At 30.9% G+C, this 11,061-nt stretch carries 12 protein-coding genes and 1 pseudogene; 12 read left to right on the top strand and 1 reads right to left on the bottom strand.

Features of this window, described 5'->3' with window-relative positions; translation table 11 throughout:
• Positions 1-45 precede the first annotated feature (45 nt).
• From RWO76_RS08490 to RWO76_RS08455, 8 genes and pseudogenes are all read left to right on the top strand, one after another.
• Positions 46-225, top strand: a pseudogene (locus tag RWO76_RS08490) (PTS sugar transporter subunit IIC); the annotation flags it as partial.
• Between the two features lie 12 nt (positions 226-237).
• The gene (locus RWO76_RS08485) at positions 238-558 is read left to right on the top strand and encodes a PTS system mannose/fructose/sorbose family transporter subunit IID (RefSeq protein ID WP_314355212.1); all 321 of its coding nucleotides are present in this window, start codon (positions 238-240) and stop codon (positions 556-558) included.
• Between the two features lie 99 nt (positions 559-657).
• Positions 658-804, top strand: coding sequence for a DUF956 family protein (locus RWO76_RS08855; protein WP_399543240.1), 147 nt, complete (start codon positions 658-660; stop codon positions 802-804).
• A 439-nt stretch (positions 805-1,243) separates the two neighbouring features.
• On the top strand, positions 1,244-2,212 hold the full coding sequence (locus tag RWO76_RS08475; RefSeq protein WP_314355211.1) for an ATP-binding cassette domain-containing protein: 969 nt from the start codon (positions 1,244-1,246) through the stop codon (positions 2,210-2,212).
• The gene (locus tag RWO76_RS08470; protein ID WP_314355209.1) at positions 2,209-2,988 is read left to right on the top strand and encodes a hypothetical protein; all 780 of its coding nucleotides are present in this window, start codon (positions 2,209-2,211) and stop codon (positions 2,986-2,988) included. The genes RWO76_RS08475 and RWO76_RS08470 overlap by 4 nt, the downstream gene beginning before the upstream one ends.
• A gap of 4 nt (positions 2,989-2,992) precedes the next feature.
• Entirely contained in the window at positions 2,993-3,796 is an 804-nt protein-coding gene (locus RWO76_RS08465) for an ABC-2 family transporter protein (RefSeq protein ID WP_314355208.1), read from the top strand.
• Positions 3,797-3,925: 129 nt separating this feature from the next.
• Positions 3,926-4,624: an MgtC/SapB family protein gene (locus RWO76_RS08460; RefSeq protein ID WP_314355207.1), complete on the top strand. Its 699-nt coding sequence runs from the start codon at positions 3,926-3,928 to the stop codon at positions 4,622-4,624.
• 90 nt (positions 4,625-4,714) lie between these two features.
• On the top strand, positions 4,715-5,677 hold the full coding sequence (locus RWO76_RS08455; RefSeq protein WP_314355206.1) for an ADP-ribosylglycohydrolase family protein: 963 nt from the start codon (positions 4,715-4,717) through the stop codon (positions 5,675-5,677).
• 8 nt (positions 5,678-5,685) lie between these two features.
• Here the strand turns inward: RWO76_RS08455 and RWO76_RS08450 are convergent, their stop codons facing one another.
• Positions 5,686-5,940, bottom strand: a complete 255-nt coding sequence (locus RWO76_RS08450) for a hypothetical protein (protein WP_314355205.1) — start codon at positions 5,938-5,940, stop codon at positions 5,686-5,688.
• Positions 5,941-6,084: 144 nt separating this feature from the next.
• On the opposite strand from RWO76_RS08450, the gene ylqF reads away from it, so the two are divergent.
• The 4 genes from ylqF (at position 6,085) to topA (ending at position 10,830) form a co-directional block, all read left to right on the top strand.
• Positions 6,085-6,942: a ribosome biogenesis GTPase YlqF gene (gene ylqF, locus RWO76_RS08445; RefSeq protein WP_314355204.1), complete on the top strand. Its 858-nt coding sequence runs from the start codon at positions 6,085-6,087 to the stop codon at positions 6,940-6,942.
• A gap of 1 nt (position 6,943) precedes the next feature.
• Positions 6,944-7,717: a ribonuclease HII gene (locus RWO76_RS08440; RefSeq protein ID WP_314355203.1), complete on the top strand. Its 774-nt coding sequence runs from the start codon at positions 6,944-6,946 to the stop codon at positions 7,715-7,717.
• A 70-nt stretch (positions 7,718-7,787) separates the two neighbouring features.
• Positions 7,788-8,654 carry a DNA-processing protein DprA gene (gene dprA, locus RWO76_RS08435; protein WP_314355202.1) on the top strand — a complete coding sequence of 289 codons (867 nt, stop codon included), beginning with the start codon at positions 7,788-7,790 and terminating at the stop codon, positions 8,652-8,654.
• 106 nt (positions 8,655-8,760) lie between these two features.
• Complete coding sequence (topA, locus tag RWO76_RS08430) at positions 8,761-10,830, top strand: type I DNA topoisomerase (RefSeq protein ID WP_314355201.1); 2,070 nt, start codon at positions 8,761-8,763, stop codon at positions 10,828-10,830.
• The last annotated feature ends 231 nt before the right edge of the window (positions 10,831-11,061 follow it).

Genomic DNA, 11,061 nt, shown 5'->3' with positions numbered 1-11,061 from the left:
AAAAACTCTCTGAAAAAGATTCACAAAAAGATCTCGTAAAAGAAAATGAAGCAGACAAGGATTGAGGATATTGTACTTATCTACCTCATGGAAGCAAATCTTGGGAGGATATTCTATATTGGATTAGCAACAGGACATTTATCTGACTGTATTATTTTAGATGTGGCTTTACAATTATTAGCTTTAGGTTGGGCTAATATCGGTGCAGCGGTTGCTCCCGATGCAGCGTTAGCTTCATTGCCAGCATGGTTTACTGGTGGTATGACAGTTGATGGGGGAATGGTAGTAGCTGTTGGTTATGCAATGGTTATTAATTTAGTTGATGATTCAACTTTACAAAAAATCTTATCTGCATTAGCAGGTGGTACTTCATTAACTCCTGAAAAAGTTACAACATTACAAGATAACTTAAACCAATTAATTCCTGTTTTTGCTGCTTTACTATTAACATTCGCATGTATGTGGTTATTAAAACGTAAAGTAAGTCTAAGTCCAATTTCAATTATCTTTGTATTCTTCGCATTAGGTGTTCTTGATCATGTGACAGGAATTATCTAATTAAGATAGAATTTTAGATGAACAGATTTAAATGTCTGTTCATCTTTTTTTGTTTTATGATAGAATAGATTTAATAGTTTATTAAATAAGGAGAGGGTTATGGCACAGTCTTTAAATACAAAAGTTATGTTTATAACGAAAGCCAATGTATTTATTGGTTTGATTGGAAAAAAGCATGGGGATATTCTTGTTGGAGATTTTGCGTTTGAGTTTTATAATGAAAAAAATCCGGAAGATTATATTTAAATTCCTTGGAATAAGATTGATAAAGTACGTGCGAAACTTTTCTTTAAGAATCCTTTTATTCGTGGATTTTTTATTGATACAAAATCTGCTGGTTTGTTTAATTTTGTAGTAAAAAATACGTGAAAATATTTCAAAAAGATGCGTACATTTGTTGGAAAAGAAAATATTGTACGAAGTAAACCATTGTTTACGATGAGGAATTTGTTTAAAAAGTAAATTATTTTTTTATAATGACTTCTCTATAAATAGTAGTAAGGGACGGAAGCAGCCTCGCTTTACCGAGTCTCATTCCTAAAATTTGAGCCTAGGGTCTCAAATTTCACCTATAAAAGTATCCTATTAGGATACTTTTATCATTACTACTATGAGAAGTCATTGGTGGTGTGGTCATATAGTGTTTGTACGGATAAAATTTTATTTATGATATATGGAGAAGAGTATGATTCGTTTTGAAAATGTATCTAAAGAATATATAGATTCAGATATACAATTAAAAAAGTCTTTTAAAGAAAAATTATTTACAAAAAAAGCAAAGAAAACAGTTATTCAAGATTTAAATTTAGAAATTAACGAAGGAGAAATCGTTGGTTATATTGGTGAGAATGGTGCTGGAAAATCTACGACAATAAAGATGTTGTTAGGAATTATCCCTGCAGATTCTGGTAATGTAACAGTTTTTGAAAAAGACTCATTCAAGAATCGTCGAAAAAACGCTTCTGAAATTGGAGTTATGTTTGGACAGAAATCTCATCTCTGGTGGGATTTACCACTGTTAGATTCTTTCAAATTTTTACAAAAAATTTATTCTAAATCCTCTGTTGAAGATGATAAATGGTTAGAATGGTTAATAAATGAATTAGAGGTAAAAGCATATATAAATCAACCAGTTCGAGAACTTTCTTTAGGACAACGTATGCGTGGAGAATTTATTTGTGCTTTGCTTCATTCTCCTAAGTTAGTCATTTTAGATGAACCTACAATTGGTATTGATGTTCAAACAAAACAAAAAATGATGGAAATTATTTTAAAAGTTAATGAGCAAAAAAATACGACATTCATGATTACCAGTCATGATTTTCAAGAGATTGAGAAAGTTTGTCAAAGAATTATTATTCTGAACAAAGGCATCAATGCATATCAAGGAAGTATTGAAGAATTTAAAAATCAATATTCTTATTTCAAAAAAGTTATAATTTATCACGAACAAGGACAGCATGAATTGATAGAGAATTCAACTATAAAAGTATTAGCAAAGAATATTTTTTCTACTGAGTATTTTTTTGATACTCGTGAAATTTCAGAAGAATTAGCTATTGAATTTATTCAAAATAATTATCATCCTGATAATATAGAAGTTGTTCATTTAAGTTTATCAGAATTAATGACGGTAAAGAGGGTGTTAGAATGAAAGGTTTATTAGCATACATACTTTACCAGTTTAAGTCTAATAAAAAATATCGCATGAATAATGTCATGACGATTATGAGTACATTTATCGCTATTGTAATTCAGTATTATATTTGGACATATGTTGAAAAAACAAATGGAATGAATACACAACAAATTATTATTTATTCTATGTTTGCCTTAACATTATCGTCTTTATTACCTTTATTTTCTTCTGCTGATTTTATGAATCATATTATTTTAAAGGGAACAATAGCTAATTATTTACAGCGTCCACAAATGCTGTTTTTAGTCAATTCCTCTATTCAAATTGGAAATAGTTTTTATAAGATTATTTATCGAATTATTCCAATTTGGGTTATTTATATTATTTTTTTCAAAATAAATCTCATGACTGTAAATAGTGGTCTTTTTTTGGCATTGCTATCTTTATGTTTTAGTTGGATACTTTCATTAATTATTGGTCATATTATAGGATTACTTTCTCCGTATTTAATTAGTATAAATGGAACTAAAAGTTTAGTTTCTGGCTTAATATTATTACTTGGAGGGGGAGTTTTACCGATAGATATTTATCCTGCCCCCTTAAAATTAATTGTATTAAAACTGCCTTTTGTTGCATTACAATATTTTCCTAGTGCAATATTAAGTGGAAGTCAATTATTTTCTTATACGACTGCACTTTTAATTCAATTCTGTTGGATTCTTTTCTTTCTCTTAGTTTTATTCATTGTACAAAAAAGAGTCTACTCAAAACTTGAAATTATGGGAGGGTAACATAATGATTCGTTCGTTAAAATTTTATAGAAAAATTTATACTGAATTTATAAGAATGGATATCAAACGAATAATGATGTATCCTATTGATTTTGTTTTAGGAAATATGGGCTTTTTTCTAGAAACAATTTCAACCTTATTTGTTCTTTATATTATTGTTATGAATACAGGATTTTTAGGTGAGTTTAGTGGATACGAAGTTTTATTTTTTTATTCATATTTGATGTTAGTAAATGCTCTGTGGGAAATATTTTTTGTAACTGTACTTGAAATTCCATATATGATTCAAAGTGGAGAGCTAGATATTTTCTTAGTAAGACCCTTAAATATTTTATTTCAATTTATTATTTTTCAATTAGATGAAGAATCTGTATTTGAAACGGTAGTAGCTTTGTTGTTATTAATAGGATCAATCACTCAATTATCTGGATTATGGACAGGTATCTTCTTTATCAAATTACTTTTCTTTATACTTTCTTCTATTTTTGTTAGATATGCTATTTATCTATTTTTAAGTACTACTTCATTTTGGTGGGTATCAAATGATGGGCTTAAAAGTATTTTTTGGGAAGTTTCTCAACTTGGAAATTATCCAATTTCAATCTATCCTCAATGGTTAAAAGCTGTATTAATGATTATACCATTTAGTTTTATAGGATATTTTCCTGTACATGAGTTATTATTAAGTACTAATCGATTTACTTTAGAAACATTAATCAATTTTAGTTCAGGATGGATTATATTTTATTTAGTTTATCAATTCTTTTGGAAACAAGGATTAAAGAAATATCAAAGTATTGGAGGTTAAATTAATATTATCAAAAACTTAAAATATTATATCACCCGCAGCATTCAGCTTGACTTTTTCTTGTAAAAATTATACGATAATAAGCATTCTATGAGAACGATATCAGGAAGAATGGAAAGGAGAAGTTTAATGAATCAAATATTTTTACATCAATTTGATGTGTTGTTAGAATTACGTCATTTTTTATCCATTATTCTCGCATGTTTATGCGGATGGGCAATTGGATATGAGCGTAAGTCACGCAATAAACAAGCGGGGGTGAAAACCCATGTCATTGTTGCATTAGCTTCTGCTTTAATGATGATTGTTTCAAAAGAAGCCTTTTGGGAAACTCCAGACGCTGCAGATACGACACGTATTGCTGCGCAAATCGTTAGTGGTATCAGTTTTATCGGTGGTGGTATTATCTACATGCGTGATATGCGTGTTAGTGGTGTTACGACAGCTGCTGGTTTATGGGCAACTTCGGGAATTGGAATGGCTATTGGCGGAGGATTCTGGTTCTTTGGTAGTGTTTGTTGCGCTGTAGTGGTAATAGTTCAATTATTAACACATCGCAAACTCAGTGTTCATAGAAAAATGTATCAATTAAATATTACTGGAATGATTAGTCATTTGAATGTTATTCATGATATTCACCGACATTGTAATTTAAAACAGTATCAAGCTGCCAATGTTGAAGTGAAGAAAATTCCAGAAGGATACGAGTTATATATTCAAATTGATAATGATGCTCGTGTTTTTGTTCAAGATTTTAAAAAGACAATTCAAGAAAAGGGAATTGATTTTAAAATTAAGAAAGTTAAATTTAAAGCAACAATGGGATAATTTATATTAAAAAGCCTTGAAGGAGTAGGATAGCTCACTTCAAGGCTTTTTTGTTATGATATAATGAACTCAATAGGAGGTAGAAGTTCTATGGATAAATTTGAGAATTTAGAATCGTTAAGAAAAATGATTATGGCTGTTATTTATGGACTTGCTGTTGGTGATGCATTAGGTGTTCCAGTAGAATTTGAAGCAAGAGATAGTTATAGTCTTACAGAAATGATAGGGTATGGGACATATCATCAACCCACTGGCACATGGTCTGATGATACTTCATTGACATTAGCCTTAATGGAACATTTAGGTGAAAAATCAGATTTTAATATCTTAATGGATAAATTTGTAGCTTATCGTGATGGGTATTTAACACCTTTTGGATATTGTTTTGATATAGGTATTGCAACAAACGAAGCTATTGAGCGATATTTATCAGGGATTTTACCAGAAGTGTGTGGTGGGAAAGATGAGAGGTCTAATGGTAATGGAGCTTTAATGAGAATTTCTCCATTAGTTTTTCTTTTGATGAAAAATTTTAATCTAATCGATCAAGTTAAAGTCATTAAAAAATATACGACAGTAACTCATGGGCATCCAAGGTCTATTGTTGCCTCGATTATATATATTTTTCTATTAAAAGATATGCTATTCAATAATTCACTTCCAAAAGTATTAGATTCCGTTCAAATAAAATTAGAAGAAATATTTAGCCAAAATTCTGTGTACTGGGAAGAATATGAAAATCATTTTAAGGAAATTTTTGATGAAGAATTTTATCATAAAAGTCGTGAGGAAATTAAATCTACAGGTTATGTGGTGGATACACTGAAAGCTTGTTTATGGTGCATAGGAACAACGAACAGTTTTAAGGATGCTGTTTTGAAAGCCGTGAATCTTGGAGAAGATACAGACACAATTGGTGCCATTACAGGTACACTAGCTGGAGCTAAATATTCTTTTGAATCCATTCCTAAAGAATGGATAGAAAGAATAGCCAATAAAACTTTAATAGATGAAAAGTGTGAACAATTATTTAATGGAATGATTGATGCTTAATAATCGTATTATTTATTTTTTAAGTAAAAGTATAGCAATACATCTAACACTTTCGTAATAATCCATAAAATAATGCCATAATAAAAGAAATAGAAAAAATAAGAAATACTAACAATGATTCCTAATAAGACAAAAATAACAATGGAAAATACCCAAAATAATTTTAAGTAGAACAATAGTTTTTCACGAATGAAAAATTCTTCATTACTTAATGTTGATTGAGAACCATCAAATTTATCAATCATTTGAATCAATTTTTTCATATCTTTCTTCCTTTCAAAATAAAAATAGTATTGTGATTATACACTAAAAGTTTGCCTGTGACTATGAATAATTTTGAAATAAAAAGGGAGTATGTTAAAATAGTTCAGAATAAAGTTACAAGTAGTAAGAAAGGGTGAAAATTGATGGCAACGATACAATGGTATCCTGGACATATGGCAAAAGCCAAAAGAGAAGCAATTGAAAAATTAAAATTAGTAGATGTTGTAATAGAATTAGTTGATGCACGTATCCCGGAATCAAGTCGTAATCCAATTGTAAATGAGATTAAGGGACAAAAGAAGCAATTAATGTTATTAAATAAGACAGATTTAGCAGATCCTATTCAAACAAAGAAATGGATGAAATATTACCAAGAAGAAGGTATTGAAGTTTTGACAGTTGAAGCTAAAGATGGTAAAGGATTGAATCAAGTAAAAGCAGCAATCAAAGCATTAATGGCAGAAGAATTTGAAAAATTAGCTGCAAAAGGCGTTCGTCCTCGTCCGATTCGTTTAATGGTACTAGGAATTCCTAACGTTGGAAAATCAACATTTATCAATCGTATGATTCAAAAAAATCAAGCTGAAACGGCTAATCGACCTGGTGTTACAAAAGGACAACGTTGGTTAAAGATTGGCAATGATTTTGAATTATTAGATACGCCTGGTATTTTATGGCCAAAATTTGATAATCAAGAGATAGGGAATAAATTAGCCGTAACAGGAGCTATTAAAGATTCATTATTACATATGGATGATGTAGCGTTATTTGCGATTAACATTTTTAGAACATACTATACTGATGCTTTAAGAAAACCTTATGGTTTAAGTGAAACTGATTTAGAATTATCAGATGTAGATTTATTATTACTTATTACGAAAAAATTAGGATTCAAAGATGATTACGAACGTGCAAGTGAGCGTATTATTTTTGACATTCGTGGTGGTAAATTGGGTCGTTATACATTAGATACTGCTCCTATTAGTTTGGAAGGTGTTTAAGATGACTGAAAAATATACCATTAGTCAAATTAAAGAAATCCTAAGTACGATTCATTCTATGGAAGATCCTATGTTTCAACAATTAAGTTTAGATATGAGAAAAGGAGTTCAAACAGCTCTAAAATCTTGTCAAAAAAGAATTGAAAAAGAACAAAAACGTGCAGAACATTTTATTGAAATGCAATATTATGAAAGATTAGCTTATCAAGAAGGAGCTAGTTTTATTGCAGGAGTCGATGAAGTAGGACGTGGTCCATTAGCAGGTCCTGTAGTAGCTGCTGCAGTAATTTTACCGAAAAATATTGAAGATTTAGGGTTTGATGATTCTAAAAAATTATCTGCTTCTAAACGAGAAGAAATTTATCTACTCATTCAAGAAAAAGCTATTGCCATTGGAATTGGAATTGTGGATGCAGATATTATTGACCAAGTCAATATTTATCAAGCTAGTCGTTTAGCAATGCAACAAGCAGTAAGTGAATTAAAGATTCAACCGGATTATTTATTAATTGATGCGATGAAAATTGATGTGAATACACCGCAAATTGGTATCATTAAAGGAGATGCAAAGAGTATAACGATTGCAGCAGCAAGTATTGTTGCTAAACAAGTGCGTGACCAAATGATGCAAGAATTTGATGATTTATATCCAGGATATGATTTTTCTAATAATGCAGGTTATGGAACTCCAAAACACTTGGAAGGATTAAAAACAAAAGGAATTTGTCCAATTCATCGTAAAACTTTTGCTCCTATTAAAGATTATTTAAAATAAAAAATATTTTTAGCCTTTTTTCTCGTATATAACAAGTAGAGATGTTATTTCGAGAAAGAAGGTTATTTTTATGGAATGGACAAGACGAACACTAATGATTGCTTTAGCAATGAGGGATAAGGGGAGTAGTCAACAAAGATGGGAACTGTACCAACGTTTATGTCAAAATGAATTGACAGAGGGAAAATTTACACTAGAAACGATTCATCAGGAGTTAAGTTTAGAAGAGCTTGAATGGTTAAGAAATACAGATTTTGCAGCTTTAGAACAAAAATATAAAAAAGAAAATATTCACTTTTTAATGTACGAAGATGTTCTATATCCCAAACGATTAAAAGAAATTTATTTACCACCAGTTGTTTTATTTTATAAAGGACGACTCGAGTTATTTAACCGTTTATCCATTGGAATTGTTGGAGCAAGAAATCATACAGAATATAGTAGGGAAGCATTACAATATTTACTTCCATCTATACTGGAAAGAAAAGTATCTATTATTAGTGGATTAGCTAGAGGCGTAGATAGTTTAGCGCACAAACTAACATTAGAGTTAAAAGGAGAAACGATTGCGGTTATTGGAAATGGCATTAATATTTGCTATCCTAAGGAAAATCAATCTTTGTATGATGCAATAGGGAGAAAAGGATTGATACTGTCAGAATATCCATTAGATAGTCCACCATTAAAATTTCATTTTCCTTATCGAAATCGAATTATAGCAGGATTAAGTCATGGATTATGTGTGATTGAAGCTAAACTGCATAGTGGAAGTTTAATTACAGCTAATATTGCGTTGAGTGAAAACCGTCAAGTATTTGCCTTACCGGGTAACATCACAAGTGACTATTCTAAAGGGACAAATGAACTCATTACAGCTGGAGCCTTACCGATAAGAAATGCGAATGATATTTTAGATTCTCTGCATTATTTTCCATAAAATTTTTACTCTTATAGTTTTTTGATTTGACAAACAAACTTTCGTTCGCTATGATGAATTACGATTATTGAAAACAAGCATATACTTCTGTGAAGGGAGTTTCGATATGGTTAAGAAAAACTTGGTGATTGTCGAATCGCCAACTAAAGCGAAAACAATTGAAAGATATTTAGGAAAAAATTTTAAAGTAGTGGCAAGTAAAGGTCACTTACGTGATTTACCAAAAAGTAAAATGGGAATCGATATTGAAAATAACTATGAACCTCATTATATTTCTATTCGTGGTAAAGGGGATTTAATCAAATCCTTGAAAAAAGAAGCGAGTAAAGCCGATGCTGTTTACCTTGCAAGTGACCCGGATAGAGAAGGGGAAGCTATTTCATGGCATTTAGCGCATTTATTAGGATTAGATACGACTAAACCGATTCGTGTAGAATTTAATGAGATTACAAAGGACGCTGTAAAAGAAGCCTTTAAAAATCCAAGAAATTTAGATATGGATTTAGTTGATGCACAACAAGCTCGACGTATTTTAGACCGATTAGTAGGATATACGATTTCTCCAATTTTATGGAAGAAAGTTAAAAAAGGCTTAAGTGCTGGTCGTGTACAAAGTATTGCTGTAAAATTAATTATTGATCGAGAAAGAGAAATTCAATCTTTTGTTCCAGAAGAATATTGGACATTAGATGCGACTTTCCAAAAATCAACAAAGAAATTTTCAGCTAGTTATTATGGAACGACAGCTGAAAAAGTCGAGCTAAAATCACAAGATGAAGTAAATCAAGTCTTAAAACAAATTGACGAGAAATCACCATTTACTGTTCAAAAAGTTACAAAAAAAGAAAGAAGAAGAAATCCTGCTGCACCATTTACGACTAGTAGCTTGCAACAAGATGCTTCTAATAAATTAAACTTTAGAACTCGTAAAACAATGATGGTCGCTCAACAATTGTATGAAGGTGTATCATTAGGAAGACAAGGTTCAGTCGGGTTAATTACGTATATGCGTACAGACTCAACTCGTGTTTCTCAAACGGCTAAAGACGAAGCAAAATCTTATATTTTATCTGAGTATGGTAGTGAGTATTCAAACTCAACACGTTCAACAAAAGTTTCTGAAGGAGCTCAAGATGCCCACGAAGCAATTCGTCCTTCATCAGTTATGAGAACTCCTGATTCGATTGCATCTTATTTAACAAAGGATCAATTAAAATTATATACATTAATTTGGTCTAGATTTGTGGCAAGTCAAATGTCTGCAGCTGTTTATGATACGGTTCAAGTTGAATTAGAGCAAAATCAACAAGTATTCAAAGCAAATGGTTCTACTATTAAATTTGCTGGATATCAAAAAGTATATCAAGATAATTCGGATTCAAAAAAATCAAATGTTTTACCTGAATTAGTTGAGGGAGATACGGTATCTGTACAAAAACTAGATCCAGAACAACACTTTACTCAACCACCTGCTAGATATTCAGAAGCAACTTTAATTAAAACTTTAGAAGAAATTGGAGTTGGTCGTCCTTCGACTTATGCTCCAACCATTGAAACGATTCAAAAACGTTATTATGTTAAATTAGTAGCGAAACGTTTTGAACCAACTGAATTGGGAGAAATCGTTCATCAAATGATTAATAATTATTTTCCGAATATTGTAGATACTCATTTTACTGCCGAAATGGAATCTGAATTAGACCAAATTGAAGCAGGAAAACAAGAGTGGGTTCAAGTAATTGATCGATTCTATCAACCGTTTAAAGCCGAAGTGGATAAAGCGGAAATTCAAATTGAGAAAGTCCAAATTAAAGATGAACCTGCTGGATTTAACTGTGAAGTTTGTGGAAGTCCAATGGTCATTAAATTAGGACGTTTTGGAAAATTCTATGCTTGTAGTAATTTTCCTGATTGTCGTCATACTGCAGCAATTGTAAAAGAGATTGGTGTAACTTGTCCTCATTGTCATCAAGGGCATGTCATTGAGAGAAAATCGAAGAAGAATCGTTTATTCTATGGTTGTGATCGTTATCCTGAATGCGAATTTGTATCATGGGATAAACCGGTAGGAAGAGAATGTCCGAAATGTTCTCACTATCTTGTAGAAAAGAAAGTGAAAAGTGGCAAACAAATTGTATGTAGCCAATGCGATTATAAAGAAGAAATTCAAAAATAATGAAGAAGAAGCCGCAAGGCTTCTTTTTTTCGTAATAATCCAAGAGTTAAATACTTCTTTTGTTTTAGTTGAGGACGCTAGCAGCCACCTACGGTGTCTCATAGCTTAAATTTGAGCCTTGGTTTCAAATTTACCTAAAATTGTTTGGAAAATTTTGACAATTTAGTTGTCAGTTGTTAGAAACTATGCTACAGTTTTATATGGAGAAAGGATGTCGTTAAATGGAAGAAC

The sequence above is a fragment of the uncultured Granulicatella sp. genome, from assembly GCF_963521425.1.
GTDB lineage: Bacteria > Bacillota > Bacilli > Lactobacillales > Aerococcaceae > Granulicatella.
Note: the sequence above shows the minus strand (reverse complement) of the source record. Positions and strands in the feature narration are given on the sequence as shown.

Excerpts from the sequence above, each read along its gene's own strand:
- RWO76_RS08475 (WP_314355211.1), top strand. The coding sequence starts at position 1,244 with ATGATTCGTTTTGAAAATGTATCTAAAGAATATATAGATTCAGATATA.
- RWO76_RS08450 (WP_314355205.1), bottom strand. The coding sequence starts at position 5,940 with ATGAAAAAATTGATTCAAATGATTGATAAATTTGATGGTTCTCAATCA.
- RWO76_RS08460 (WP_314355207.1), top strand. The coding sequence starts at position 3,926 with ATGAATCAAATATTTTTACATCAATTTGATGTGTTGTTAGAATTACGT.
- RWO76_RS08470 (WP_314355209.1), top strand. The coding sequence starts at position 2,209 with ATGAAAGGTTTATTAGCATACATACTTTACCAGTTTAAGTCTAATAAA.
- RWO76_RS08440 (WP_314355203.1), top strand. The coding sequence starts at position 6,944 with ATGACTGAAAAATATACCATTAGTCAAATTAAAGAAATCCTAAGTACG.
- ylqF (WP_314355204.1), top strand. The coding sequence starts at position 6,085 with ATGGCAACGATACAATGGTATCCTGGACATATGGCAAAAGCCAAAAGA.
- topA (WP_314355201.1), top strand. The coding sequence starts at position 8,761 with ATGGTTAAGAAAAACTTGGTGATTGTCGAATCGCCAACTAAAGCGAAA.
- RWO76_RS08455 (WP_314355206.1), top strand. The coding sequence starts at position 4,715 with ATGGATAAATTTGAGAATTTAGAATCGTTAAGAAAAATGATTATGGCT.
- RWO76_RS08855 (WP_399543240.1), top strand. The coding sequence starts at position 658 with ATGGCACAGTCTTTAAATACAAAAGTTATGTTTATAACGAAAGCCAAT.
- dprA (WP_314355202.1), top strand. The coding sequence starts at position 7,788 with ATGGAATGGACAAGACGAACACTAATGATTGCTTTAGCAATGAGGGAT.
- RWO76_RS08465 (WP_314355208.1), top strand. The coding sequence starts at position 2,993 with ATGATTCGTTCGTTAAAATTTTATAGAAAAATTTATACTGAATTTATA.